Here is a 26451-nt window from a genome sequence, read left to right as displayed (position 1 = left end):
CTCGTATCATAATTGCCGTATGGCTGCGGCCGCGTTCTCGGCGCAAGGAGGCCCAATGGTCAGCCAGTTCGACACTCTCACCGTCGACCGCGACCCCGAGATATGGGAAATCACCCTGGATCGTCCCGATCTGCTGAATCGGTTCGACGCGGTGCAGGAAACCGAGCTGACCAGGGCTCTGGAAGAACTCGCCCGCGACGACAGGGCTCGGGCCGCTGTTCTGCTCGCGAACGGTCGCGTGTTCTCCGCAGGCGGTGATTTCGAATTGATGCTCGAAGCGCGTTCCGATATCGGGATACGGCGCGCGACACTCGATCGCGCCCGCGGACTGCTCGACGCCTTGACCGGTCTCCCCCAACCTCTGGTCGTCGGTGTCCAGGGCGCGGCAGTCGGTCTGGGCGCGACCATCGCGGTGGGCGGTGACGTCGTCGTCGCCTCGAAGAACGCTCGCCTCGGCGACACCCACATCGCGATCGGACTGGTGGCCGGCGACGGTGGAGCGCTGTTCTGGCCGCAGTCGATCGGCATGCTCCGAGCGCGGCGGTATCTGCTCACCGGCGACCTGCTCTCCGCCGAGCAGGCGCACGATTTCGGGCTGGTCACCGATCTCGTGGAAACCGCAGCCGAGGTGGCGCCCGCCGCGCGCGCGATCGCGGCGCGTATCGCCGCGTTGCCGCCGCTGGCGGTGCGTGGCACGAAGAAGGCACTCAACCAGGTGACGCGACAGCGTGCCGGCGAAGTGGTCGAAACAGCACTGTTGGCAGAGGGAGAGACCTTGACGACCGAAGACATGGTCGAAGCGATCGCGGCGTTCCGCGACAAGCGCGACGGAAAGTTCGTGGGGCGCTGACATGGAACTCACCCAGGAACAACACGGTCTCGTCGAAGCGCTGCGCGCGTTCTGCGACAGAGAGTTCGGCACCCGAGCCGAGCTCGCCGCGCTGACCGACAACGGTCGTCAGGCTCATCTGCCCTCGATCTACGCCAAACTCGCCGAGCTGGGGTATCTCGGCATCGCGATCCCCGAAGAGTACGGCGGTAGCGGCGGCGACCTGTTCGATCAATGCCTGCTGCACGAACAGCTCTACCGTGGGTTGGCTCCGGTCCACGCCATCGGCTCCACCCACACAGTGGCCGGTATCTACAAGAAATTCGCGTCCGAACAGCAAAAGAAGGACATGCTCGGCGCGATAGCGAGTGGCAAGCCGATGTCGATCAGCATCTCCGAACCGGAGGCAGGCTCCGACGCGGCCAATATCTCCTGCCGCGCCGAGCGCGTTCCCGGCGGATTCGTGGTCAACGGGCAGAAGACGTGGTGCTCGGCGGCTCAGCACGCGGATTCGGTGCTGCTGGTGGCGCGGACCGAACGAGGGTCCGGACGCCACCGCGGCCTCAGTATGCTGCGCGTCCCCGCCGACGTCGATGGGTTGACCATCCGCCCGATCGACACGATGGCCGGTGAGCTGGTCAGCGATCTGTACTTCACCGATGTGTTCGTCCCCGAGTCGGAGCTGGTCGGAGGCGAGGGCCAGGGCTGGCACCAATTGATGGCCGGGCTCAACGGCGAGCGCTTGGTCGCGGCCGCGCAATCGCTGGGACTGGCGCAACGAACATTCGATGATCTGGTCGCCTACCTCAAGCAGCGCAAGCAGTTCGGGCAGTCGATCGGATCGTTCCAGGCGATCCGGCACCGAGTCGCCGATCTCGCGGTCGAGATCGAGGCGTCGCGGGCGCTGATGTACTCCACCATCGAGAAGGTACGCACCGAGTCGGCCCCGGCGGGGGAACTGGTCAAGCTGACATCGATCACGAAGGTCAAGTCCACCGAAACGGCCAAACGCACCGCCCTCGAAGGCGTGCAGTTGATGGGCGGCTACGGCTACGCGGTCGAATACGGTATGGAGAAGAACTTGCGCGACGCCGTCGCACCGACGATCTACGCCGGAACCAACGAGATCCAGCGCGAGGTGATCTCCGCGGCGCTGGGATTGAAATGACCACCGCCGACGGAAGGAACACCGGCATGTCGCTGCTCGGACCCCTGGACGAGCATCTGAATCATCAAACCTCTCGACCCTTTCGGGTGCCCGCCACCACCGACCACCGCTTCTACGACCGACATTGGTTCGAGGCGATAGCGCCCGACGGCCAGACGTTGCTGATCGCAGGTCTGGGTATCTACAAGAACATGGGAGTGTGTGACGGATTCGCCGTCGTACAACGAGACCTCCAGCAGACCAATGTGCGATTCAGTCGCCCACTCGGCGACCGAATCGAGGCAGAGGTCGGAGCACTGCGCGTAGATGTCGTGCAGCCTTACGAGAAGATCCGGCTCACCTTGGCCCCCGGCGACTACCCGTTGGCCTGCGATTTGACCTGGCGATCCTCGTTTCCGCCCTACCTGGAGGCCCCCCACTTCAGCTTCAGTGAGGGCCGCGTCGTTCAGGACACCAGTCGCTACGACCAACTCGGGCGCTGGACCGGGTGGATCGAGGTCGCCGGCACGCGCCACGAGTCGGACGACTGGTGGGGTATTCGCGATCACTCCTGGGGAGTGCGCCAGGACGTCGGCGGATTCGAGCCCTCGCACGGACACACCGCTCGAAGCCCGATGCTGTGGTTGTGGACCTACGCCAACACCCCCGACGCGGCCTGCCACTTCCAGCTGCGTGAGGACGGTACCGGCCGGGTCCAACACTTCGACGGCGAGATCACCTGGCGCGATCCGGACCGGGATCCGGTACGGATTACCGGAGTCGACCACGATATCGAGTTCATCCCGGGAACGCGCGACTGGAAGAGACTGACCTACCGACTGCACCTGGCCGACGACACGGAGATGGTCATGGAGGCCGAGGCACTGCAAGGCGCGTGGGCCTATCGTGGCACCGGATACGAGAACGGATTCGACGACAGCCGCGGCGTCGGTGTGCCCCGCGGCGACCTCGTCGAATCCGATGTCCTGGACCTGTCTGTTCCCGGCAAGGTCACTCGCGACGGGGTGAAGTATCTACCCGGCCACCGCGAGCAACCCGCTCGTATCACCCTCGACGGTGCCGCGGGTACCGGGCATCTGCCGGTCATGAGCGTCGGGCGCATTCCTCGCTACGGACTGGGGAGATAGGTCTTCGGCACCTCGGTGCCGAAGACCTCTCGGTCACCAGATCGGACGCTTCTCGCCCGCCACCCGCGCCTTGGCGGGGTAGCGGGCGACCGTCCAGACGTAGAACAGGGCCAGCCCGGAGAAGATCACGCCGGTGAGATAGAACCACGCGGTGTCGAAGACTTCGGGCAAGGCGAGGACGAACATGCTGGTCGGAAGGAATGTATTGACCGTCCCGCCGAGGATCACCAGCGCGATCCCCATACCACCGCCGTCTCGGGAACCGCGGCGCAGCCACAGCAGACCCGGCCCCGCGGCCATGACCATGTTGGTGAGCACCGTCCACTGGAAGAAGCTGCCCTCCCCCATGAACTGGATCAACAAATTCACCACACCGTAGAACACCAGGATCTGGGCGACGATCACCGCGATCGCCGTTCTCGCAGAGACGTTCTCACCGAAATAGCCGGAGAAGATCTCCACCCGCTCCACCCGTACCGCGAGAGTGAGGTTGTAGAGCTCGAACAGAGTCCACACCACCAGCGCGATCGAGGCACCCAACAGGAACCAGTGCCAGTGGTGCCGGGAAGCGGCCAGGAACAGAATCACCGCCCATGAACTGTCGTGCGCGAAGTAGAACGTGTGCATCCACAGCGGAAACGGCGCGCGCCGCTCACGGCGCACCAGCCGGAAACTGTAGATGTACTCCCAGAAGCCGAAGCCGAAGGTGATCGCCGAAGCGATCAGCAGCGAGATGTTGCCGAAATTGTAGGCTTCGACCAAGCGGTCAATGAACATGAATTCCTCCACGCGTCGCCCCGTTTCGCGACACGGGACGGGAGCGATGATCGGTACGGAGTGCGCGAGACCCGGCCGGATAATTTAGCAATGAGCTGTCTCACAATAAATTTGGCGTGGCGGCGAGTCAACTCCCCATATCCGACCAGAAAGGGCCGCGACCCATGACAGCCCGATCGCCTCTGCTCTACGCCGAAGACCTGTAGGTCGGCGCGATCTTTCCCGTCGAAAGCTATCCCGTTTCCGAGTAGGAGGTCCTGGAGTTCGCTACGCGCTGGGACATCCTGGCGATCCACACCGATCCCAGCTCCGCGAGCGCCGCAGCCTTCGGCGGGATCATCCCTAGCGGGATACACACGTCGCGGTCGAGGAGCGCGGCGAACGCGCAGATCTCACCACTCGAATCCTGATGCGCAATCAACTCGACCAGCCGGTGCTCGATATGACCGGGGTGTCGGTGATCCGTCGCCGCCCGACTCGTTGAGGGGCTCGGCGCCCGCCGACTATGCCGTGGCCGAGTCCGCGGGGACATCGGCGAGGACATCGGGACCGGGCTCACGCGTGGCGCTCAGGGCCATGGTCCCGCCCACTCGAGCACAGACTCGCCCGTCGGCGGAGCGCACCATGACCGTGATGAAGACCAAGGTTCTGCCGCGCCGATCGACGGTAGCCTCGAACGTCAGGGGTGCGAACCCTGGGCGCAGGTAGTCCACCGACAACGTGGCCGTCGCGGGAGTGGCGCTGCCGTCGAGCGCGTTGACGGCCACGATGCCGAAACAGTGGTCCGCTCCAGCAGCGATCAACCCCCCGTGAACAGCGCCGTTGGGATTCAGCGGCCACGGCGAGGATGCCAGGGTCGCGATCAGTTCACCCGCTTCGAGCCGCACGCAACGCAACCCCAGTTGTTGCGAGACCGGCAACGCCTCGGCCCATTGCTTCCACCGCGTTTCGTCTCCGCCGATCGGCGGCAGAGAGGGGATGCCGTTGTCCATGTAGTCCCTTTCGACTCTATCCGAGGAGCAAACGGTGGTTCACCGAACGCGACCGTCTGCCCAGGCAGACCTACCTTCCGAAACCGGAGAGGACAAGAACGGTCGTTGACCGCACCGAGGCCGGTAACTATTATGAGACTAACATGTCAAAAAAACGGGAGCCTTGTGCGCCTGCTGGATCGCATCGCCGGCGCCTGCACCGTTGTTCATCGACGAGGAATGGCAGGCCAATGACCACAGCAGTGATTGTCGACGCGATCCGCTCGCCCATGGCGAAGGGCAAGAAAGCCAAGGACGGCAAACCCGGCGGTGCGTTGTCTACGGTGCACCCCGTCGACCTGCTCGCCGACCTGCTCGGACAGATCTTCGCCCGCAACGACGTCGACCCCGCCTCGGTCGATGACGTGTTCGCCGGATGCGTGAGCCAGGTCGGGGAACAGTCGGCGGGGGTGGGTCGGATGGCGTGGCTGGGTGCCGGGCTGCCCGAGTCGGTGCCGTCGGTGGTCATCAACCGTGCCTGCGGGTCCAGCCAGCAGGCGGCGGACTTCGCCGCTCAGACGATCGCGGCGGGGGTCAACGACATCGTCGTCGCCTGTGGCGTAGAGTCCATGAGCCGCATACCGATGTTCTCCTCCCGAATCGGTCAAGATCCCTTCGGCACCGCGATCGCGACCCGTTACGCACCGGGACTGATCGCCCAGGGGGTATCCGCGGAGCTCGTCGCCGCGCGCGCGAAGATCACCCGCGACGAACTCGACGAATACTCCGCACGCTCGCACCACCGGGCTCACGCGGCCGACTTCACGCGCGAGATCGCGCCGGTAGCGGCGCTCGACGCCGCCGGCGAGCGGGTCGTCGTCGATGCCGACGAGACCGTGCGTCCCTCGACCTCCGTCGAAGGTCTGGCAACACTGAAGCCGTCGTTCTACGACGCCGATCTCGCCGCCCGATTCCCGGAGATCACCTGGCAGGTCACTCCCGGCAACTCCTCGCAGATCACCGACGGCGCCAGCGCGATTCTGATCATGAGCGAGCAGCGCGCCGCGGAACTCGGTCTGCGGGCCCGCGCCCGCTTCCACTCCTTCGCGGTGGCCGCCGCCGATCCCATCACCATGCTCACCGGCCCCATCCCCGCGACCGAAAAGGTGCTGGCCCGTAGTGGATTGACCCTGGATGAGATCGACCACTACGAGGTCAACGAAGCCTTCGCCTCGGTTCCGCTGGCCTGGCAACGACATTTCGACGCGGACCCGGCCAAACTCAACCCCCGCGGCGGCGCCATCGCGCTCGGACATCCGCTCGGCGCCTCCGGCGGTCGGCTGCTGACCACCATGCTGCACGCCCTCGAGGACACCGGCGCCCGCTACGGATTGCAGACCATGTGCGAAGCAGGCGGGATGTCCAACGCCACCATCATCGAACGACTCTGAGAGAAAGCCGAAATTCATGAACTTGCAAGGTGTTTCAGCGGTAGTCACCGGCGGCGCGTCCGGCTTGGGGCGAGCGACTGCCGAAGACCTGGTACGGCGCGGAGCGCACGTGGTGATCGTCGACCTGGAGACATCCAACGGTGCCCTCGTGGCCAAGGAACTCGGCGAAAACGTCACCTTCGCCCCAGCCGATGTCCGCGACCCGGACGCGGTCGGCCGCGCACTGGACACCGCGCAAGCCCAGGCGCCGCTGCGTGTTCTGGTGCACTGCGCCGGACGTGGCGGTGCGTTACGACTGGTCGGGCGCGACGGCGAGCCCGGATCGCTGGATCTGTACACCGAGGTCGTCACCATCAACCTCATCGGCACCTTCAATGTCCTGCGCTTGGCCGCGGCACGAATGGCCACTAACGAACCGATCGACGGGGAACGCGGCGTCGCGGTGCTCACCGCGTCGGTCGCGGCATTCGAAGGCCAGATCGGCCAGGTTCCCTACGCCTCGGCCAAAGCAGGCATTGTCGGGATGACCATCGTCGCGGCCCGTGATCTGGCCAGCAAACTGATTCGGGTGTGCACCATCGCGCCCGGCACCTTCGACACCCCCATCCTGGCCCGACTCTCCGAGGAGGTCCGCTCCTCGCTGGCCGCGACGGTCCCGCATCCCAGCCGTCTCGGGCACCCCGAGGAATTCGCCCGCCTCGCGTTGTCGATCGTGGACAACCCGATGCTCAACGGCGAAACCATCCGCCTCGACGGCGCCATTCGGATGGCGCCGCGATGACCGGCACCGAAACTTCGGAATCCACACCGGTCCGGCTGTCGGTCACCGAAGCCATCGCGACCATCACCATCGACCGACCGCACGTGCGCAACGCCGTGGACAGGACGACAGCGATGGCGATCGAGCAGGCCCTGGACGAGGTCGACAGCCGAGACGACATACGAGTCTGCGTCGTCACCGGTGCCGGCGGCATCTTCAGCGCTGGTATGGATCTCAAGGCATTCAACGAATCCGGTGAACGCCCGATCGGTACCACTCGCGGCGGCTTCGGCCTGGTCGAGCGTCCCTCGGTCAAGCCGATGATCGCCGCAGTGGAAGGCAAGGCACTGGGCGGCGGATTCGAAATCGCCCTCGCCTGCGATCTCGTCGTCGCGGGGTCGAGCGCGCAGTTCGGGCTACCGGAGGTCAAACGCGGACTCGTCGCCTCCGCGGGCGGGGTCCTACGACTGCCACAGCGGGTCTCTCGGGCGGTGGCCCTGGGCATCCTGTTCACCGGCGACCCCATTTCCGCGGCTCGCGCGGCCGAACTCGGACTGGTCAACGAGGTCGTCGCCGACGGCGCGGCGCTGGCCGGAGCACTGGCTTGGGCCGAGCGGATCGCCGCGAACGCCCCGCTCGCGCTGCGGGCAGTCAAGCAGATCGCCGACAGCTCCCCGGAATGGGCGAGCGGCGAGTCCTTCACTCGGCAACGTCCGATCGCCGACGCCGTGCGCGCCTCACAGGACGCGGCCGAGGGCGCCCAAGCGTTCGTGCAGAAACGCGCACCGGTTTGGCAGGGTCGATGACCGACACCGATTCCGCGACCGGCCACGGACCGCTGCACGGCACCATCGTCGTCGAACTCGCCTCCATCGGCCCCGGCCCCTGGGCGGCGATGATGTTGGCCGACATGGGCGCCGAGGTGATCCGCATCGACCGCCCCGCCTACCGCGGCAACTACGTGCCCGCACGCTTCGACATCACCCGTCGCGGGCGTAAGTCGATCGTGCTCGATCTGCGTACCGAGCAAGGCCGCGAGAGCGCACTGCGGATCATCGAACGCGCCGACATCCTTCTGGAAGGCAACCGCCCGGGAGTGACCGAGCGGCTCGGCGTCGGCCCCGTGGACTGCTTACACCGCAACCCCCGCTTGGTCTACGGACGGATGACAGGATGGGGACAGGACGGGCCACTGGCCCAGACCGCCGGGCACGATGCCACCTATCTCGCGCTCAGCGGCGCCCTACACGCCATCGGCAGAGCGGGCGGGCCGCCTGTGCTGCCGGTCAACCTGCTCGGCGACTACGGCGGCGGCGGCGCGTTCCTGGTGATCGGGGTTCTCGCCGCTCATATCAGCGCCCGCAGCACCGGGCGCGGGCAAGTGGTCGACGCGGCGATCCTCGACGGTGCGCTCGCGCTGTCGGCGGCACTGCACGGCATGCGGGCCGCGGGGCTCTGGCGCGACGAGCGCGGTGTGAACCTGCTCGATTCCGGCAGGCCGTGGTATGACGTCTACGCAACCGCCGACGGAGGACACCTCGCCGTGGGCCCGCTCGAACCACAGTTCTTCGACGAATTCGCCCGACGCATCGGCAGCACCGTCACTTCCTCCTCCCGCGATGACGAATCGGGCTGGGCCGCGCTGCGCGAGGAGTGGCGCACCATCTTCGCCTCCAAGACTCGCGAACAATGGCAGGCCATCTTCGCAGACTCGGACGCTTGCGTGGCTCCCGTGCTCAGCCTCGACGAGGCCCCCGACCACCCCCATCTCCGCGCTCGTGACAACTTCATCGAAATCGCCGGGGTGCGCCAACCCGCCCCCGCTCCCCGATTCGCCGCCACCCCCTCCCGTGTCCGCAGCGCGCCGGTGCCCTCCGGCACCCACACCACCGAAGTCCTCGAACAATTCGGATTCACCGGCCCGGAGATCGAGGCGCTGCTGCGATCCGAGGTCGCGCATCAGTACCAGGCATCGCCATGCTGAGCCATGTCACGACCGCTTCCGGCGTGCGCATCGCCGTGCAGGACCTCGGAACCGGGCCCGCGATCGTGATGCTGGCCGGATTCGGACTCGATCACACGGTCTGGGACGGCCAAGTCGCCACGCTCGCCGCGACACATCGCACACTGTGCATCGACCTGCGCGGCACCGGAGAGTCGGACAAACCGCTCAACGGGTATCGCCTCGAGCAGTTCGTCGACGACGTCATCGATGTCGTCGATCAACTGGCGGCGGATTCCTTCGACCTGATCGGTTGGTCATTCGGCGGACAGGTCGGTTTCGAGATCGCGCGCCGATATCCCGAACGGGTCACACAACTCGTGCTCATCGGCAGCAACGGCGTCCGCGCTTGCCGCGACGACCGCTTCCCCTTCGGCGGCAGCCGCGAACGACTCGAACCCGCACTACTGGCGGGCGAACACGGCAATCGTCCGCTCGTACGGCGCGATACGATCGCCAATGGGTTCGCTCACCCCCCGGCCTCCGCGGTCCTGGACTTCCTTACCGGGATATTCCTGCGCATGCCGCCGTGGGCAGCGATCGAGACCTACCGCACCATGTTCGACATCGACCTGATCGCCGCCGCCGATTCCCTGTCGCTACCGGTCCGGATCATCACCGGTAGCCACGACCGCGTGCACCCCATCGCCGGCGCCCGATGGCTGGTCGAGCAGCTGCCCGACGCCGAACTCCACGAGATACCCGACTGCGGCCACTACCCGATGTTCGAGAATCCGCCAGAGCTCGACCGACTCCTACACGACACACTCGGCATCGCGCTCCCCGGCGCGCGATGACGGCATTTCGCACAACCAGAACCCCTCGAGGAGGAACACATGTCCGCCACCGACACGTCGACACCTTCGGGCGTCGCCGCGACGGCGCCGCTCGACCGGGATCTGCACGACCGGTTGCTCACCGCGATCGCGCACGAACTCGCCGAGGTGGGCTCGGCGATCCCGGACCGCGAAGCGGCGACGAAACTGTCGCACGCGCATGCACTCCTACAGTGGGTCCAGCAGTCGGCAGCAGCGGATGCGGAGTCGATTGCGTGTCTGGAAACCGAGGTGCGTGCCCTTCTCACCTCCGGCACAGCCGGCAGCTCCCACCCGCAGCTGCGTCGAACGCTGCGTCTGCTGAGCCTGGCGCGCACCGCCCACGGCCCCACCCTCGGTGAGCGGGCCGAGGACAATCCCACCGAGTCCGAGCCCACGCCCGAACTGATCACCGAATACCTGCGAACCCGCCCCGGCGGTGAACACGACGAGGCCCACCAGGTGCGCACCGTACACGGCGGCTTCTCCAAGAGAACCCTGTTGATCGGAGCCACCCTCGCGGGCCGACCCACCGAGTTCGTCATCCGCCAGATCCCCCTCGGCCGCTCCGCTCGCGCCTTGGCTCCCGAATTCGATATCGTGCGAACAACTTTCGCCGCCGGCCTGCCCGTACCCGAACCACTGTGGATCGAGCCGGAACACAACCCGCTCGGCGGGCCGTTCTTCGTCACCCGAAAAGCATTCGGGGAGAACCTTGGAGACGTCTGGGGGCCGGCGGGTGTGACACGCCAGATCTGTGAGCAGGTCGCCACCATCTACGCTCGACTGCACGCTCTGCCGGTTGCCGACCTGCACCCGCCGATCTCCCCGCGCGCCACCCCCGAGGATCTGCAGACGATGCTCGACTGGCAGGAGAACACCCTCGCCAAACGAAACATCGCCCCTGCGGCCGAACTGGAAGCCCTGTTCTGCTGGCTGCGGGAGCACCTCCCGCCCCCGACACGCCGACAGGCACTGATCCACGGCGACGCCGCGTTCTCCAACATCCTCGTCCACGACAACCACGTCAGCGCCGTCCTGGACTGGGAGGCGTCACACCTCGGGGATCCCGCCGAGGAACTGGCCTACCTGCGCCCCTCGATCACTCCGGTGCTGCCGTGGGAGGAGTTCCTCGACGCCTACCGTGCCGCGGGCGGCGCCACGCCTCACCCGGATTCCCTGCGCTTCTTCGAGGTATGGCAACACGTTTGGCGGCATATCGGCTGCCTGTGGATGGCGCAGAACTTCGACGCGGGCAACCGCTATGCGGCCGCGGTCGCGGGATACGTACACGGACCGCGCTTCCTGGCGGCCGGTTTGGAAGCCGCGTTCGGCCCCTTCGACTGAACCAGAAGAACACCGATCAGGACGAGACGAACCCTTCGCCGCGGTATGTCGAGACGGCCGGAATCGACTCGTCGCCGAGGACGCTCTCCGCTCGGCGGCCGTGGACGACACCGTGATCTGGGGAATACTCGCGGCTCTTCGCTTCGATACCGAGACCGGCCTCGAGCTCCACGTGTCCCCGGCGGTAACTGCCCAGCAAGAAGGGGTCGTCGAGAAATTGCGGATCGGCCTCTCGAGGGATTCGAGTTCGGCCGCGCTTGTGACCGCCGTCATCAAAGTGCTGCCGACCTTGATGGCGCTGGCATCGCCGTGACCGTGATTCCGGCGACCTCTGCGGAGCCACTGCCAGTCGGCTGCGGAAACGTCAAACGGATCCAGGTCGTGAGACCTGGATCCGTTGACCGTCTCCTGCTCAGGCAGTCGTGGTTTCCGTTGCGCCGGACTTCGACTCGACGAACCGCTGCGCGGCCGCGTAGAGGGCGGGACCGAACTGGTTGTGGGTGATCGCGGTGGCGCCACCGTCTACGGGGAGTGAGACCCCGTTGACGAACCGCGAAGCGTCACTGGCCAAGAACGCGGCGACTTCGGCCACGTCCTCTGGCAGACCCGGCCGTCCCAGCGTCGCGAAGACCTTCTCCTCTTCGACGTAGCGGGTGAAATCGTCGGCGTAGTCGCCGGGCACACCCAGGGCCGCGGAGACGAACGGGGTCAGGATCACCCCGGGGGCGATGGCGTTGGATCGGATGCCTTGGGCGCCGTATTCGGCGACCGTCTGCCGCACGATGCTCATGACCGCGGCCTTGGACGCCGCGTAGCCGACCGGCAGCCAGCCTCCTTCCAAGCCCGCGACGCTGGCCGTGGACACGATCGTCCCGGGCGTGCCCTGTGCGAGGAAGGTACGGATCGCGAACTTGTGTCCCAGGAACACCGAACGGGCCAACAGCGCCACGACCCCGTCGAATCCGTCGGCGGTCAGGTCGGCGATCGTGCTGGGGTCACCGACCGCGCCCGCGTTGTTGAACATCACATCGAGCTTGCCGTACCGGGTCGTGGCCAACGCGACCAGCGACTCGATCGCCTCCGGATCGGTCACATCGGTCATTTGGAAACCGACCTTCCCGTCGAACCGCTCCTCGAGCAGCTTGCCCGCGTCCGCGGCGATATCGCCCACGACGACCTGGGCCCCGCGTTCGACGAACAGTTCGACCGAACGCAGGCCGATGCCGCTGGTTCCGCCCGTGACGACCGCGACTTTGCCTTCGAGGTCTCTGGTACCCATCTTCTGTTTTCCTCTCAGCTCAGACGAAGATCGACTTGACGGTGACGTAGGCATCGAGGCTTTCGGGCCCGAGCTCGCGTCCCACACCGCTGCCTTTGACACCGCCGAAGGGGGCATCGTGCACGACGTTGTACCGGTTGACGCCGATCGTGCCGGTCTCCACTCGGCGAGCCAGTGCCAGCCCGCGTTCGGCGTCAGCGGTGAACACGCTTCCCGCCAGGCCGTAGTCGGAATCGTTGGCGATCGCGACCGCCTCGTCCTCGGTGTCGAACGGGATCACGACCAGCACCGGACCGAAGATCTCTTCCCTGGCGATGGACATCGAGTTGTCCACATCCCGGAAGACGGTCGGCTGCACGTAGTAGCCGGTGGCCTTCTCGACGAGTCCACCGTGCGCGACGACCGCGCCTTCTTCGATGCCGCGCCGCAGGTAGCCGGTCACCTTCTCGTACTGGCGCACGCTCGAGACCGGGCCGAAAGCGGTGTTCGGGTCGAACGGGTCACCGACCGAATACTGGTCGATGGCCTTGGACAGGGCCGCGATCACCTCTTCGTAGCGGGACCGCGCGGCGAGGATACGAGTCTGGGAATAGCAGACCTGCCCGGAGATCGGCAGGATGAACGACAGCAGATTGGCGGTGAACGCCTCGATATCGGCGTCTTCGAGCAGGATCGCCGCGGACTTGCCGCCGAGCTCGAGTGTGACGGACTTGAACGCCTCGCCCGCGACTCGTCCGATTGCCCTGCCCGCTGCCGTGGAGCCCGTGAACGCGATCTTGCGGACCAGCGGATGCGCCACGAGCGCTTCGCCCGTTTCCCGTCCGCCGGTCACGATGTTGACGACCCCGGGCGGGATTCCTGCCTCGGTGACGGCCTCGGCGAGGTAGACCATGTCCAGGGAGGTCTCCGGCGCCGGTTTGATCACCACCGTGCAGCCCGCCGCCAACGCCGGGCCCAACTTCCAGCTCAGCAACGCCAGCGGTCCGTTCCACGGGACGATGAGCGCCGCGACGCCGACCGGCTCGCGGCGGACCAGAGTGGTGGTGCCGTCGGCCGACGGGTAGTCGACTTCGGCTTCGAATTCACGGGCCAGTCCTGCGAAATACCGGTAGGCCGAGACCGGGACGATGTCGCTGGCGTACTTGGAGAACGAGATCGGCGTGCCGTTCTGTTCGGTCACCAACGCCGTGATCGCCTCGCCGCGGCGCTCCAAGGCGTCGGCGAGCGCGTCGATCAGCTCGCCGCGGCGTTGCGCAGTGGTGGCGGCCCAGCCAGGCAATGCGTCGTGAGCGGCGCGCGCGGCCGCGTCGACGTCGGCGGCATTGCTGTCGGAAACGGTGCCGATGACCTGTTCGGTGGCTGGATTGACCACCTCGATCACCCCGGTGCCGGTGGCGGCGACCGATTCACCACCGATGAAGTTCTGGGTGGTTCTGCTCAACGTACTCTCCTGGTGTTCACACCTGGCGCGGTCATGCTCGACCGACAGGCAGGGACGACAACTGATTGGTGAAAAGGCTGGCCGGACGTACCGGATCACCGGCGAGTTTCAAACTCACGTTCCGCTCGTGCAGTTCTTCGAACAGGATCTGCGTTTCCAGCCGAGCGATGTGGTTGCCGAGACAGTGGTGCACACCTCCGCCGCCGAACGCCATGTGCGGGTTGGGGCTTCGATCCACGAGGTAGCGATCGGGATCGTGGAACACGTCCTCGTCACGATTGGCGGAGGTGAACCACTGCAGTACGGTCTGGCCTTCGCGGATGAGCTGTCCACCGACTTCGACGTCTTCGAGCGCGGTGCGCGCGGTGTAGTTGATCGGAGTGACCATGCGCAGGAACTCCTCGACCGCGAGCCTGGTCTGTCCGGCTCCGATCGCGGTGTGCACGCTCTGGGCGACGGTGGGGTCCTCGACCATCATCCGCATGGCCTGCGACATCAGCGTGCCGGTCGTCTCGAAACCGGCCAAGGTGATGACGGAGACGAACTTCATGTACTCCTCGTCGGTGAGCAGCACACCGTGGTCGTCGGTGGCGGTGTTGAGCGCCGACATCAGATCGTCGCCGGGCTCGCGGCGCTTGACCTCACGCCGTTCGAACACGAACGCGGCCAACGATTGCAAGCCACGGTAGTGGCGTTGCATGCCGTCTTCGGCGTCCATCGAGAAGACATCGATGGCGGAGGAGAGGATGGCTTCCCGGCCGGCCTGATCGTCGACGCCCAGGATCGCGGCGATGACCAATCCGGGAATCCTGATCGCGACGTCCTGAGCGAAATCGAACTCGTCCTTGTCCTGCACTTCGTTCAGCACGTCGCGTACGACCTCCCTGATCCACCCGTCGAATCGCTTCACCACCCGCGGGGTGAAGCTTTTCGACACCAGTTTCCGCAGCCGCGTGTGCTGAGGCGGATCGGTGACGGTGAGCATGTTGCGCTGCGCCTCCAGGGTTTCCGGCGGCGGCGGCGGATAGAGGTCACCGCGTTCGACGGTGAATCGCGCGTAGTCTTGCGAGATCTGGGCGATGTCGCGGTGCTTGGTCAGCGCCCAGTACCCGCCGGTCTCCGGCTCGTGCCAGGAAATGGGAGCGTTGGCCCGCAGATCGGCGAACGTACCGTGCGGCACTCCGGCGATCCACGCCCGCGGATCGACGAGATCGCTCACCTCGATGGTGTGGATGGTGCTCATTGGGACTCGCTTTCGATCCGGATGGCCAGTACGGGGCAGATGTTGGCGGCGTGTTCGACGTGGGCGCGCTGGGCCTCCCCTGGCGCCTGGTCCCATACGAGGGTGTCCTCGTCGTCGAAGTCGAAGACCTCCGGCGCGGCCAGGACGCACTGGCCGTGGTCCTCGCACTTGTCCAGGTCGACAATTACTTTCATCGTTTCTTCCTTGGGTGTTCGATGCGCACTATGCACACCGGGCGTGGCCGGGTGCGGGCGTGACGCTCTGCCGCCGGCGGGGGTGATCGGTGCCGGCACAGTGCTAGGCCCCGGTCTTGGTTTCCTTGCCGCCGATCTGGCCCGCGAGCTGATCGAGCAGACGCTGGGTGCTCGGCGCGAGGAACAGTTTGTTCTGTGCCGCCCACTCGCGTTCGAGCTGATCGGCGAAGGAACTCGACGAAGACGCGAGCAGGAGGCGCTTGACCGCGCGCAGGGTCTGATCGGCGCCTCCGTGCAGGGCTTCGGCGCGGGTGTGCGCGGCTTCCATCAGTTCCTGCGGCTCCACCACTTGCTGCACCAGTCCCAGTTCCAGCGCCTCCTCGGCACCGATACTCGTTGTCCTGGTCAGGATCTCGTAGGCGCGGGTGGCTCCCACGATGCGTGGGAGCACCCAGGTGAGGCCGAATTCGGGTGCGACACCGATACGTTGGAAATTCGGAGCGAATTTGGCGGTGGAGGCCATGATGCGGATGTCGTGCAACATCGCCACGGCGAACCCGCCGCCGGCGGCGGCGCCGTTGATCGCCGCGATCGTGGGCACACCGATGGAGCTGAACCTGAGTGCCCAGCGTCCGACACCGAGATGATCGTCGCGGATCTGACCGACCGATGACCGGTCGATGCCGGTTCGTCCGCCGAGTGCTTCGGTGCCGAGTTCGCCGAGGTCGATGACCGATCCCTCGCCACCGCGACGCAGTGATTGCAGATCACCGCCCGCGCAGTAGACCCGTCCCGCGCCGGTGGTGATGATCGAGCGCGTCGCCCCGTCGCCGTCGGCATGCTCGGCGTATTCCAACAGCAGCGCGAGCAGTTCCCCGCCGATCGCGTTGTGACGATCAGGACGGTCGAGGGTTAGCACGACCGAATCGCGCGCGTAGGTGCGTTTGACGTCCCTGTCGTGGTCGGTTTCGCTCATCGTCGAGGCCTCCGTGACTCCAGTCCATGCGCGCGAGCGTCCCATGTCGACTCGGTGACGCCGATCGCGCGAAGTTTGTTCTTCTGCAGTTTTCCGTTGGTGGTTCGTTCCAATTCCGCGCGGAACTCGATGTAGCGCGGCACCGCGAAATAGGGCAGATTCTGCTGTGCCCACTCCCAGATCTGGCGTTCGGTGCACGCCGATCCCGATGCGCGAACGGCGGTGAGTTTGATGCTGTCCTCCGTGATCCCGACGTCCACCGCGTGGACGGCGACCTCGGCCAATTCCGGATGGCGCGTGAAGACCGATTCGACCTCGAACGAGGAGATGTTCTCACCCTTGTTTCGCAGGTAGTCCTGTTTGCGGTCGACGAAATACAGGCACCCGTCGCGCACATAGCCGAGGTCGCCGGTGTGCATCCACAGATTCCGCCACGCCTCGACCGTCGCGTCGGGCCGGTTCCAGTAGCCCTCGAACATCACGTGCGCGATCTTCGGGCGGTAGGCGATCTCACCGACCTCGCCGTCTTGGAGGGGGTTGTCCTCGTCATCGAGAATCGCCACGTCGAAAGCCTGGGATTCGATGCGGCCGTTGGAGTCCGCGGGTGGAAGCGGCTGATCGATGCGCGCGGTGGCCAGGCGGCTTCCTTCGGTCTGGCCGTAGGCGAAGGAGTTGAGAAACCCAACCCCGAATCGCTCGGTCCACACCCTCTGCACCTCCGTCGGCAGCTTCGTGCCGGTCACACTGCGCAGTTGGCCGCGACACCGCTTCTCCTCCTCCGTCTCCGGCTGCGCGGCGAGCAGCGGAAAGATCGTGGAGAACAGCAAGGCACTCGTCGCACCGGAGCGTTCTATCTGCGACCAGAATTTCGAGACCGAGAATCGCGGATAGATCGCGATCCGGCAGCCGGACAGCAGCGCACTGGTCACCTCGGCCAGGGCGCTGGTATGGAACAGCGGCAAGCAGGTGTACTTGACCTCATCGGCGGCCGGCGGAATGGCCAGGTTGGTCTGGTGACCGACGTGCAGGATGAAGTTGTGACTGATCATGCAGCCCTTGGAAGGGCCGGTGGTCCCGGAGGTGTAGCACAGCATCGACAGATCACCGGGACGGACCGCGGCAGCGGCCTCGGGCCGAGCCGGATTCGCTCCGCGCTGATCGTCCAGCGAGGCCACACGCAACGAGGTTTCATGCCCTGTTCCGGTGTCGCCACGGACGAGTACCGTCCGCAGAGAGATCAGTTCCTCGTCGAGCGCGGTGAGATTGCCCAGATACTGCGCGTCCACGATAGCCAGCCGCGCCATGCTGTCGTTGACCTGGTGCTGGAGGAAGCCCCCGCGGTAGGAGGTGTTCAGAGGTACCCAGATGGCCCCGAGTTTGTTGATCGCGAACCACGCGATCAACAGGTCCGCGGAGTTGTCCAACACCGTGACGACGGTGTCACCCGAGGTGATCCCCCACTGCGTCGCGAGATCGTTGGCCATCAGGTTCGACAGTTGTTCGGCCTGCGCGAACGTCGTCGTCTGCCCATCGAAGTCGAGATACACCCGATCCGGCATCGACGTCGCGGCCCGCTCGAGGGCGGCAACCACGGTGTCCGGCTGCCATTCGCGAACGACAAGAGGGGTCTGTGAAGTCATCGACATCACCTTTGCGCTGACCCTTTCGATAACGGTGACCTAAGCCACACTGCGTTCTGGTACTCATCGTCTCAAAAATAATTCGGCATGTAAAGACGAAGTTTCCGATCAGCTTTTCTTCGCCGTAGCAACCATCGAGCATCGGGCTCAAACGCCCACTTCCGCCGCCAGCTCGCGCTGGTATCGCACGATCGCGCGGTTCATGTTGAACGCGACCGCGGCGATCGGGGTGCCCCGGCGACGCGCTTCGATCAGGATCGCCCGTTTGGAGGGTCGATCCTCGATGACCGTGAATTCATCGGCCGCCCGCAGCAGGCCGACGGACTTAATCTTGAGGTCGTATTGATCCGACCAGAACGAGGGCACCGACCGGATCGCCGCCCGAGACACTCCTCGCGGACGGAGGAGGTTGCCCGCGACGACGTCAGCCATGTCCCGGGCGTTGGACCAGTGTTCGATACATACCGCGTCCTGGGCGTGCGGATGCGGCCAGGACGCGACGTCACCGACCGCGAACACGGAGTCGATCGGATCGCCGGCGGAGTTCAACACCGCGCCGGTGTCGTCGCATACCAGCGTGCCGCCACGCAACATCAGACCGGAACCCTCGAGCCATTCGGTGTTGGCGATCGATCCGATCGCCACCAGGACCACGTCGGCGGGCAACCGCGTACCGTCATCGAGTTCGACGGCGCGCACGCGTTCGTCTCCCACGATCCTGTCCACGCCACGCTCCAGGAAGAAGCGGACGCCATGTTCCTCGTGAGCTGCGCGAGCGTACGCCGCGGCTTGCGGGCCGAGCACCGTCATCGGCGCCGAGGCGACATCCACCACGTCGACCGCGATGTCGGCCCCGCGCAGCGTCGCGGCGGCCTCACAGCCGATGAACCCGGCCCCGATCACCACGACCCGCTTCGCTCCTACGAGATCGCGGCGCAGATCGGCCACGTCGTCGAGGGAGCGAATGGTGTGCACTCCACGGCTGGGTACGGCACCGCGCCAGCCGCGCGAACGCCTGCCGGTCGCCACGACCAATGACTCGCAATCGAGCGTTGACCCATCCGTGAGAGCAACAGTCCGCGCCCCTACATCCAGTCCGCGCGCCGCCACCCCTAGACGCCACTGCACGTCTTCGATCTCGCCGGCGAGCATGCACTGCTCGGCGGAGTAACTGCCACCAAGCAACTGCTTGGACAACGGCGGACGGTCGTAGGGCCGATGAAGTTCGTCTCCGATCACCGTGATCGTTCCGGGGAAACCTCCCCTCCTCAGCGACTGGGCGCACCGAAAACCGCCGAGACCTGCGCCGACGATGACCACATCACGTGGAAACATGACTTATCTCCGATTTGTCCGGCCTCCGCGATCGCACGCGACACCCTGGGCGAACGACGCACCGAACACACGGAGAAATAGTTTTGACACGTATCGTCTTAATATTCCTCGTAGCGTTGATCCGGTGTCAACACCCCGAGGACCAGGCGCCCATAGTGCGCACCCGGCGCCACAGCGACGGACGAGGCGAACTACGACCCGAGAGTCAGCAGTCTTCGGCACCGGACATCGAGCGTCGATGATCAGTCTGTGCCGGGCTGGGTATTCTGAGACGGATTGGATGTAATCCTTGACCACTAGTCGGACGAAGAGGGACAGCGTGCGGGATGAGGACGGCGACGCTTCAGCAGCAGGGACGATCGAAGCAGTGAAGGTCGAGTCGCGGGGTCGAGGGCGTCCCCGCAAACAGATCGATCTGAGCGCGGTGGCCGACGCAGCGGCGCTACTGTTCAACGAGGAGGGATATGACGCGGTCTCCATCGAGGCCGTCGCCGAAGAACTTTCCGTATCCCGCGCAACGCTGTACCGCGCGGTGTCCACTAAGGAAGGCCTTCTCGGACTTCTGTTCGAACGCAGTACCGACGACCTCTACCGGACCGCATCGGACGTGCTGTCCTCCACGAAGGATCCCAGCGAGGCACTGTTCGGGCTTATCCGGGTGCAGGTCCATGCCGCCATCCGTATGCGCAGCTACCTTTCGGTGTTCTTCGGCGGGGCCGGGCTCCCCCCTGACGCGTACGCGCGGTGGCGCAAGTGGTCCCGCAAATACGAGGCGGTATGGGCGAAAGCGGTACGCCAAGCAATGGACGCCGGGGTCCTCGAGCCGGGTGATCCGAAAGTCACCACCCGCCTCCTGCTCGGCATGGTCATATGGGTCAGTCGATGGTACAATCCGGCCCTGGACACCACTCCCGATCAGATCGCCGACGAAGCCATCCGCCTCATCCGCCGCAACCAGAACCTCGGCTGAAGCGACGAACGCGCCGACACCTCTACCGCCACACCTGATGCTCGGGCACCTTCGCCGACCCCGCATTCAGTAGGTGCCATCGGCCGACGGGTCACCTACCGGCGATCGCTTCATCACCGGTAGAACAGCGAGCATCTGCCGCTCCTGCGATGAGTTGTGATGCCACCGCACTGTCATCCGGACAGCGAGAATCTCGCCCGATGACTGCCGCCTCACTCGTGCCGTCGCCGCTTCCCAGCGCAGACCAGCGCCGACGGGTACGGCGACAGCTCCCATCTAAAAGACACAAACAATCTCAAAAATATTTTCCGAATCACCCACACAGTTCCCTTAGTCCGATACCGTGTGACATGTCACATACAATCCTCGCATCCGCCGACTGCCTCCACGTGGACGTCCGACTCACCTTCACCCGAGGCGAGGGAAAACTACTCGCGCGCCCTTCAGATCGGTTGCGCACCATCAGCATTCAAGGGAGTGTTCTCGATGTCTGTCCGAAAGTCCTCTGTGGTGATGTTGCTGCTGGGGACGCTACTGGTCGTCGGGGCCGTGGTCGTCAGATTCGCGGTCTTACCTTTGATCACCAAGCTGCCCGATGACCTCAGCCAGTCTCAAAAATACGAGGGAACGATGCAGGCGCTCAACGCCCGAGCCTTCGCTTCAGGGGACCTGGCCAACCTGCTGACTCCCGTGGTGCCGATCACCGCTGATCGCTCGCTGACAGTGGACGCGGTCGACGGCGACACAGCGATCGTCACCAGCAAGGCCGTGATAACCCTGCCCGATTCCTCGACACAGAACGATGTGCACACCTACGCAGTCAGCCGGATCGACTATTCCCCTGTCCAACTCTCCGATGATCAGCGCACCGCTCTGATTCCGACGGACAAACAGTCCAGCTTCGAAGCGCATTCCGGCCTGGCCTTCAGCTGGCCGATGGACCCGCCCAAGAACGGCACCGCACTCTACGACTCGGTTACCCGTACCGCCCAGCCCGCGATCTACCTCGACGAGACCGAGCTGCAGGGCAGGCAGGTCTACAACTACCGCATCGACGCCGCGGGCCCGATCACCAGCCCGATCGTGCTGGCCCAGTTCAAGGACTTCCCGACCCAGTTGCCCAAGACGTTGCTGACAGGCCTGCTGCAAGTCGGCGTGGTCCCCGAGCAATCGCGTGCGACGCTCGCCGAGGCACTGCCCACACTGCCCGACCTGGTACCGATCGGATTCGGTAGCACCAACCAGATCCAGGCGGCCGTGGACTCGGAGTTCGGTGCGCCGCTACAGGTCAACCAAACCCAAGGCATGTACGTCACAGTATCCACCGGTGGCCGCGATCTGCCGGCCCTGCCGTTGTCGATCGTTTCATTGCATACTGCCGATTCCGAAGTCTCCGCATCCGCCGACACCTTGTCCAAGAACTCCACCATGCTCTCCCTGCTCGGACTGTGGTTACCTGTTGTCGCAGCCGTCGCCGGTGTCGGGCTCCTCACATTCGGCTTCCTTCGCCGCAAGCCTTCTGTCTGACCGTGGATGTGCGGGCAAGGTGAGGGTGACTTCGAGGCAGAATTCGACCACCGTTATAGAGCGTCCCGGTCGGCGGCGCACAACGACCTGCTGCTGCCGCGGCGGCTGATGCTGGCCCGACCCGGGATCCAGCTTGTCGCGCAGGAGGTTTGGCGCACATCGGGGTGAACCCGGAATTCTTCCGCTCAGGCATCCTGATTCGCGGTGAGTGCCGCGGCGAAGGTCGAAGAAACGCGCCCGGCTGCTATAGTTTCCGGCCCGTGTCGTGGAATTGGTTCCCGCCCAAGGAGATTGACACCCTGGTTTCCGGATGATCGGGCCCGCATCTGTCTGCGGTTCGGCTCATACTGCGAGGAGCTGGTGGGGTTGGGGCCAGGGAGGGATCCGGGTGGCTGGAAGTACTCGAACGCCCCGATCCCGGATAGCCCTGTACGGCTACCGCTCCCGCCCACCGGGGGTGCTGGTGTCGATGCCCTGTGGTTTGCTGGTCGGAGGACCGAACCATATAGTGCGGCGGTCGTATTGCTTGTCTGGTTCGTAGAAGTGGGGGTGGGGTATGACGACCGAGCATCCGGTGGCCGACCCGGCAGAGAATCCGGTGGCCGAAGCGGCTCCGGACACTGTGACCGTGGTCGCGGGCCGGCGGCGCTGGTGGCCCTGGGTCACCCTGCTGGTGGTGGTTGCGCTGGCCGTGGCCGCCGTCGCGGCGTGGCTGGTGAGACCCGAGGCGAAGTCCCCCGAGGCCGCCGCCCGCGACGACCTGAAGTCCGCACAACTGGCCCTGATCAACGCGCCGGGCGTGCACTACACCGGCAGCCTCACCGGGAAGAACGGCAAGAGCGCGCGTTTGGACCTGCGGATCACGAACGACGGTGTCGTGTCCGGGACTTTCGACTATGGCTCCGGGAAGACGCTGACCTACCTGGTGGTCGACGGGAAAGCCTTCCTGCAGGGCGGTCGCGACGCGTGGCTCGCAAACGGCTTCATCCTGGAGAGCGCGGACTGGTACCAAAACGAGCAGGTGCTGTGGACGACGGACTTCCTGGACGTGGACGTGCCCGCGAAACTGAAGCCCGACCGGCTCGGGCGGCGGCTGGGTCCCGGCCCGGACCGCTCGGATCCGGTGACCCTCGGCGCGAGCACCCTCATCGACGGACAGTCCGCCGACGGAGTCACCAGCGGTGGCGTCACCACTTATCTGGTCGCCGGCCACGCCCGGCGCATCACCGATCCGAATTTCGATGTCCTGGTGACGCCGATGAGCGCCGACGAGGTCGCGCAGTTCTACCTCGAGCTGCGACCCACGGTCACCGCGCTCGACCGCGCAGACGACTCCGAGACCCGGGTCAGCGCCGAAACCTCCTGGAGTACCCCCTGCGGCCCGGCCTGTTCCGCCCTCGCCACGCTGACCAGTACCCCACAACCGTCCGTGTCCGTCACCATCCCGGGCGTCCCACCGCACGTCGACGATATTTTCGTGTCGTACCAGATGACCCTCGCGATCGGCGGTGTCGAGACCTCGCGCCCCGACTGCTCCGGCGTCCTGCAAATGCCCGGCAATGGGACCGCCTCCCTGTCCTGCGGATTCACCGCCAGCCCGGGTCAGACCATCAGTTCCACACTGACCGCCCGACCGATCCTGGGCCGGGCTCGCGCCGACGCACTGGTCGCCGCGTTCGACACCGCGGCCAAACAGGGCCAGGAACGGGCGAAATGCCGGATCACCTCGCTGTCGAACGTGGCGACGCCGCACTGCTGATTCGCTAGATGTGCCCTCCCTGCTCATGGTGGTGTCATCGGCCCCGGAACAACTCGCCTTCGAGATCGCCATCGTGGAACCAACGTCCTGAAACACCACATCTAGGAGGGAGCGGTCTCGACGCCATCCGCAATTCCTCTCTGCGCGTGATCGTTCGGCCGAGGCTATACGGATCTGCCGACAACTGCGCCGAGTGCACCGGCTTCGACGCCATCGCCGCTGCGGAGACTCACTGTGGCATCGAGTATCCGCTATAGCCGCATACCGCGGTGTCTGAACCGGCCAGCGCGGGTCGGCGGAAGATCAACTGGCCGTGCGCATCCGGCGCCGGCCGAACGACACCGTAATGCCGATGAGCGAGCGGTCTCATGGTCTGGTCGGCCTTCTTGCCCCAATCAGCCGACTGGCCAGTCATGGGGGTCTCCATTTCTAGCGACAGCCGGTATCGGATGGGTGCGATGCGCTCTGATCAGCAGTGGCACAACCTATCTCGGGCGCAGGATCACGATCAAGCAGGAAGTAGCCTTCGCCTATGCTTCGGCAACAGACCGAACGAATCGCTCGATCCGCTGGCAGCGGCGTGATCCTGACATCGCAGTTCGGACAGCACGCGGTGGATATCCAATACGTCGGCCACCACGTCTGGATCAGCTATGCACGGATTCATCGGATACTCGTGGAACCCGAGGTCATCGTCGTGCACCACGGCAGGGCATTCACGGCTTTCCCGCGAGAGTTGTTCCCCGACTTCACGATCTCCTACATCCAGCGAACACGCCCGCAGAGGTTCAGTCGCCGGGCGAGCATCGGAGCGCTCGCGTTGGCGTCGACGCCTGCGTTGGCACCGATTCCGGCGATGTCGGATCCTTCCGTTGTCGTCGAGGCCGACCCGGAGACGGCGGGCAAGCTCGCGCGGGCATATATGGGACGACCAGCCCGCGAACTGGGCGTCGCCATGGCGATCCTGAGCCCGCTTCTCATGACGGCACTATGGCTGTCGAACGGGGTCCGGGCCGTGGGTCCGGGCGTGCTGTCTCTCATCGTGACGGCACTCGCTTACACGGTCTGGATCTCGGCGAGGACCCGACGGGTGCGGACAGTCCTGGCCGGCTACGCCGGTGCTGGGCAATCGCTGTCGGCACGCCTCGCCGATACCGAGCTGGAAGTCCAGAACGCGCCTTTCCGAATCACGTGGCCCCACACCGCTATCGAGGAATTGGAGTGCCGGGATGCCGCGGTCCTGATAAAGGTCAGCGGCAACACTTTCGTGCTTCCCCGAGAGTTGTTTCCGGATCAGGAAATCGGACGCATCCAGGCAGCCCTGGATCCAGGCATCGATGTCGAGCTCGGTCGGCTCACCCACCTGCAGACCCTGACACAGCGCTGCTGATACATGGTCTGCGATCATTTCGTAGGCGCGGAAGGGCACAGGCCAGCCGACCAATCGATGCCAGTTGACCGACTGCCCGTCTACCGGTGCGGCCCAACCATGTTCCTGCAGAAGGGTTTCGACTCGCTCGGGCATCCGCCACTTCTCGGCGAGTTGCTCATTGTGAACGATTTCGCACCACAACACCGGCGTATCCACATAGAAGCGGGCATACCGGCCCTCAGCGGCGTTGAGCACCCAGTACGCCTCGGCGGGCATACACGACAAGGCCAACGCCAACCCCGCCTATGCCGCGTCCCGTGCTGCTGACCGAACCGGCCAGCCCGGCGCATCGGAAGATCAACTGGCCGCGCCGATCCGAGGCCGGCCGAACGTCCGCAACTGCCGCGACCCGCGCGTTCTGCTCTGGCGGTTCGACGGGACCGCTGCATCGTGAAGGATGGCTACCTCTCCCGATCCCGATGTCACCATTAGGATTCGTGCGTGCTCGACGAGATGGACAAGGTCGCATACGCGGTGGATGTGGCAGCGCGATTCGACTGGACTTGGGCCAGTACCGATCTGGAGAGGTTCTGCACAGTCCAGGGTTGGACGATCTCGGAACACACGATGCCCGGTGCCGTCCTCACTACCAACCTGCCCCTGGCCCGGCCCGAAGCACGCTGGCACGGTGAAGACGGGCGCGTCGAGCAGGTGATCATTTTCGTCACCGAGAACACCGGTACCGACGACGTCGAGATAGCACGTCGGGGATATGACCAATTCGCCGACATCAGCGAGGCGATCGTCTCGACCGTGGGAGTGCCGACCCAGCGAAAAGCTGGGTCCGACGGAGAGGTTCGTTGGGACCTTCCCCGCATCGTGATCCGGCTTCGACTTGTCACAACGAGTCCTTCCTCCGGTTCGTGAACCCCGAATACCAGGCATGGCTCGACGCACCTGATGAGGAGCGGTACTGATGATCACTGGTGTTCGAGACTGGCCAGCCTTCGCTGTCGCCCTGGCCCTGACCCTGGCGCGCATCCTCGGGGACGGATGTCTGATCGTCGGCGCTCCCGGCAATCGGTTCGCACAGTTCCTCATGGCCCCCGACGGATTGTGGGCCGAGATCGTGGCCAACTCCGCTATCACCGACCCGGATCACCACATCTGCCCAGCCGAGGAAGCCCTGCTGATCGCAGACGGCTGGAATCGGCCGTCGGACAACGGATCACTGAACTGGCACCGCCAACTGTCTTGGCCCACCCGCTACGCCGACTACGAGACCCTCGCCGACCGCGTAGCAGCGATACTCCGCGATCTTCTGCAGGTCCCCGCGCCCTCGGAACTGACCGTGCAATCGTGGGTGAACTACTCCAACGACGACTTCGACACCAGCGCACTGGCCTGAGCTCCACCCAATATTCGGTCATGCCGCTTGCGGGGCGCTTCGGATCGGCCGAGCCGTGGC

26 protein-coding genes and 1 pseudogene are annotated in these 26451 nt (G+C 65.3%); 16 read left to right on the top strand and 11 right to left on the bottom strand.

What is annotated here, in order from left to right:
- Positions 1–55 precede the first annotated feature (55 nt).
- Genes ACW2Q0_RS20250 through ACW2Q0_RS20240 form a run of 3 tightly spaced genes read left to right on the top strand, consistent with a single transcriptional unit; the run spans position 56 to position 3124 of the window.
- Positions 56–850 carry an enoyl-CoA hydratase/isomerase family protein gene (locus tag ACW2Q0_RS20250; RefSeq protein WP_457192407.1) on the top strand — a complete coding sequence of 265 codons (795 nt, stop codon included), beginning with the start codon at positions 56–58 and terminating at the stop codon, positions 848–850.
- 1 nt (position 851) lies between these two features.
- Positions 852–1997 (top strand): acyl-CoA dehydrogenase family protein, encoded by a 1146-nt coding sequence (locus ACW2Q0_RS20245; RefSeq protein WP_457192405.1) that lies wholly within the window; start codon positions 852–854, stop codon positions 1995–1997.
- Entirely contained in the window at positions 1994–3124 is a 1131-nt protein-coding gene (locus tag ACW2Q0_RS20240) for a hypothetical protein (protein ID WP_457192403.1), read from the top strand. Before ACW2Q0_RS20245 ends, ACW2Q0_RS20240 begins: the two co-directional genes overlap by 4 nt.
- 33 nt (positions 3125–3157) lie before the next feature.
- On the opposite strand, the gene ACW2Q0_RS20235 is transcribed toward ACW2Q0_RS20240, so the two are convergent.
- Both ACW2Q0_RS20235 and ACW2Q0_RS20230 read right to left on the bottom strand, forming a co-directional pair.
- On the bottom strand, positions 3158–3901 hold the full coding sequence (locus tag ACW2Q0_RS20235) for a hypothetical protein (RefSeq protein ID WP_457192401.1): 744 nt from the start codon (positions 3899–3901) through the stop codon (positions 3158–3160).
- Positions 3902–4404: 503 nt separating this feature from the next.
- Positions 4405–4893, bottom strand: coding sequence for a PaaI family thioesterase (locus ACW2Q0_RS20230; RefSeq protein WP_457192399.1), 489 nt, complete (start codon positions 4891–4893; stop codon positions 4405–4407).
- Positions 4894–5123: 230 nt separating this feature from the next.
- Here ACW2Q0_RS20230 and ACW2Q0_RS20225 point away from each other — a divergent pair, with 230 nt between their 5' ends.
- The 7 genes from ACW2Q0_RS20225 to ACW2Q0_RS20195 all read left to right on the top strand — a co-directional run bounded on the left by ACW2Q0_RS20225 (position 5124) and on the right by ACW2Q0_RS20195 (position 11560).
- Positions 5124–6323, top strand: a complete 1200-nt coding sequence (locus ACW2Q0_RS20225; RefSeq protein ID WP_457192397.1) for a thiolase family protein — start codon at positions 5124–5126, stop codon at positions 6321–6323.
- A gap of 16 nt (positions 6324–6339) precedes the next feature.
- A complete protein-coding gene (locus ACW2Q0_RS20220; RefSeq protein WP_457192395.1) occupies positions 6340–7104 on the top strand; it encodes an SDR family NAD(P)-dependent oxidoreductase in 765 nt (254 codons plus the stop codon).
- Positions 7101–7889 carry a crotonase/enoyl-CoA hydratase family protein gene (locus ACW2Q0_RS20215; protein WP_457192393.1) on the top strand — a complete coding sequence of 263 codons (789 nt, stop codon included), beginning with the start codon at positions 7101–7103 and terminating at the stop codon, positions 7887–7889. The genes ACW2Q0_RS20220 and ACW2Q0_RS20215 overlap by 4 nt, the downstream gene beginning before the upstream one ends.
- On the top strand, positions 7886–9067 hold the full coding sequence (locus ACW2Q0_RS20210) for a CaiB/BaiF CoA transferase family protein (protein WP_457192391.1): 1182 nt from the start codon (positions 7886–7888) through the stop codon (positions 9065–9067). The genes ACW2Q0_RS20215 and ACW2Q0_RS20210 overlap by 4 nt, the downstream gene beginning before the upstream one ends.
- Entirely contained in the window at positions 9061–9882 is an 822-nt protein-coding gene (locus ACW2Q0_RS20205) for an alpha/beta fold hydrolase (RefSeq protein WP_457192389.1), read from the top strand. Before ACW2Q0_RS20210 ends, ACW2Q0_RS20205 begins: the two co-directional genes overlap by 7 nt.
- A gap of 39 nt (positions 9883–9921) precedes the next feature.
- Positions 9922–11247: a phosphotransferase family protein gene (locus ACW2Q0_RS20200; RefSeq protein ID WP_457192387.1), complete on the top strand. Its 1326-nt coding sequence runs from the start codon at positions 9922–9924 to the stop codon at positions 11245–11247.
- A 100-nt stretch (positions 11248–11347) separates the two neighbouring features.
- A complete protein-coding gene (locus ACW2Q0_RS20195; RefSeq protein ID WP_457192385.1) occupies positions 11348–11560 on the top strand; it encodes a hypothetical protein in 213 nt (70 codons plus the stop codon).
- A gap of 99 nt (positions 11561–11659) precedes the next feature.
- Here the strand turns inward: ACW2Q0_RS20195 and ACW2Q0_RS20190 are convergent, their stop codons facing one another.
- The 7 genes from ACW2Q0_RS20190 to ACW2Q0_RS20160 form a co-directional block, all read right to left on the bottom strand.
- Positions 11660–12526 carry an SDR family NAD(P)-dependent oxidoreductase gene (locus tag ACW2Q0_RS20190; RefSeq protein WP_457192383.1) on the bottom strand — a complete coding sequence of 289 codons (867 nt, stop codon included), beginning with the start codon at positions 12524–12526 and terminating at the stop codon, positions 11660–11662.
- Positions 12527–12545: 19 nt separating this feature from the next.
- Positions 12546–13967: an aldehyde dehydrogenase gene (locus tag ACW2Q0_RS20185; protein WP_457192381.1), complete on the bottom strand. Its 1422-nt coding sequence runs from the start codon at positions 13965–13967 to the stop codon at positions 12546–12548.
- Between the two features lie 31 nt (positions 13968–13998).
- Positions 13999–15210, bottom strand: coding sequence for a cytochrome P450 (locus ACW2Q0_RS20180; protein ID WP_457192379.1), 1212 nt, complete (start codon positions 15208–15210; stop codon positions 13999–14001).
- Entirely contained in the window at positions 15207–15404 is a 198-nt protein-coding gene (locus tag ACW2Q0_RS20175) for a 4Fe-4S domain-containing protein (RefSeq protein ID WP_445094118.1), read from the bottom strand. The genes ACW2Q0_RS20180 and ACW2Q0_RS20175 overlap by 4 nt, the downstream gene beginning before the upstream one ends.
- A 103-nt stretch (positions 15405–15507) precedes the next feature.
- The gene (locus ACW2Q0_RS20170; protein ID WP_457192377.1) at positions 15508–16380 is read right to left on the bottom strand and encodes an enoyl-CoA hydratase/isomerase family protein; all 873 of its coding nucleotides are present in this window, start codon (positions 16378–16380) and stop codon (positions 15508–15510) included.
- A complete protein-coding gene (locus ACW2Q0_RS20165; protein ID WP_457192375.1) occupies positions 16377–18020 on the bottom strand; it encodes an AMP-binding protein in 1644 nt (547 codons plus the stop codon). The genes ACW2Q0_RS20170 and ACW2Q0_RS20165 overlap by 4 nt, the downstream gene beginning before the upstream one ends.
- A 147-nt stretch (positions 18021–18167) precedes the next feature.
- Positions 18168–19355 carry an NAD(P)/FAD-dependent oxidoreductase gene (locus ACW2Q0_RS20160; protein ID WP_457192373.1) on the bottom strand — a complete coding sequence of 396 codons (1188 nt, stop codon included), beginning with the start codon at positions 19353–19355 and terminating at the stop codon, positions 18168–18170.
- 367 nt (positions 19356–19722) lie between these two features.
- On the opposite strand from ACW2Q0_RS20160, the gene ACW2Q0_RS20155 reads away from it, so the two are divergent.
- The 3 genes from ACW2Q0_RS20155 to ACW2Q0_RS20145 all read left to right on the top strand — a co-directional run bounded on the left by ACW2Q0_RS20155 (position 19723) and on the right by ACW2Q0_RS20145 (position 23611).
- Positions 19723–20325: a TetR family transcriptional regulator gene (locus ACW2Q0_RS20155; RefSeq protein WP_445094122.1), complete on the top strand. Its 603-nt coding sequence runs from the start codon at positions 19723–19725 to the stop codon at positions 20323–20325.
- 486 nt (positions 20326–20811) lie between these two features.
- Positions 20812–21852 carry a porin PorA family protein gene (locus ACW2Q0_RS20150; protein WP_457192370.1) on the top strand — a complete coding sequence of 347 codons (1041 nt, stop codon included), beginning with the start codon at positions 20812–20814 and terminating at the stop codon, positions 21850–21852.
- A gap of 556 nt (positions 21853–22408) precedes the next feature.
- On the top strand, positions 22409–23611 hold the full coding sequence (locus tag ACW2Q0_RS20145) for a hypothetical protein (RefSeq protein ID WP_457192368.1): 1203 nt from the start codon (positions 22409–22411) through the stop codon (positions 23609–23611).
- Between the two features lie 229 nt (positions 23612–23840).
- On the opposite strand, the gene ACW2Q0_RS20140 is transcribed toward ACW2Q0_RS20145, so the two are convergent.
- The gene (locus tag ACW2Q0_RS20140; RefSeq protein ID WP_457192366.1) at positions 23841–24026 is read right to left on the bottom strand and encodes a hypothetical protein; all 186 of its coding nucleotides are present in this window, start codon (positions 24024–24026) and stop codon (positions 23841–23843) included.
- Between the two features lie 117 nt (positions 24027–24143).
- On the opposite strand from ACW2Q0_RS20140, the gene ACW2Q0_RS20135 reads away from it, so the two are divergent.
- Positions 24144–25001, top strand: coding sequence for a hypothetical protein (locus tag ACW2Q0_RS20135; RefSeq protein WP_457192533.1), 858 nt, complete (start codon positions 24144–24146; stop codon positions 24999–25001).
- 12 nt (positions 25002–25013) lie between these two features.
- Here the strand turns inward: ACW2Q0_RS20135 and ACW2Q0_RS20130 are convergent.
- Positions 25014–25259 (bottom strand): annotated as a pseudogene (locus ACW2Q0_RS20130) (TY-Chap domain-containing protein); the annotation flags it as partial.
- A gap of 225 nt (positions 25260–25484) precedes the next feature.
- Here ACW2Q0_RS20130 and ACW2Q0_RS20125 point away from each other — a divergent pair.
- Both ACW2Q0_RS20125 and ACW2Q0_RS20120 read left to right on the top strand, forming a co-directional pair.
- Positions 25485–25910 carry a DUF6301 family protein gene (locus ACW2Q0_RS20125; protein ID WP_457192364.1) on the top strand — a complete coding sequence of 142 codons (426 nt, stop codon included), beginning with the start codon at positions 25485–25487 and terminating at the stop codon, positions 25908–25910.
- Between the two features lie 49 nt (positions 25911–25959).
- Positions 25960–26391 carry a TY-Chap domain-containing protein gene (locus ACW2Q0_RS20120; RefSeq protein WP_457192362.1) on the top strand — a complete coding sequence of 144 codons (432 nt, stop codon included), beginning with the start codon at positions 25960–25962 and terminating at the stop codon, positions 26389–26391.
- The last annotated feature ends 60 nt before the right edge of the window (positions 26392–26451 follow it).

Source organism: Nocardia citri (assembly GCF_054065835.1).
This window is presented reverse-complemented; position numbering and strand designations above follow the sequence as displayed.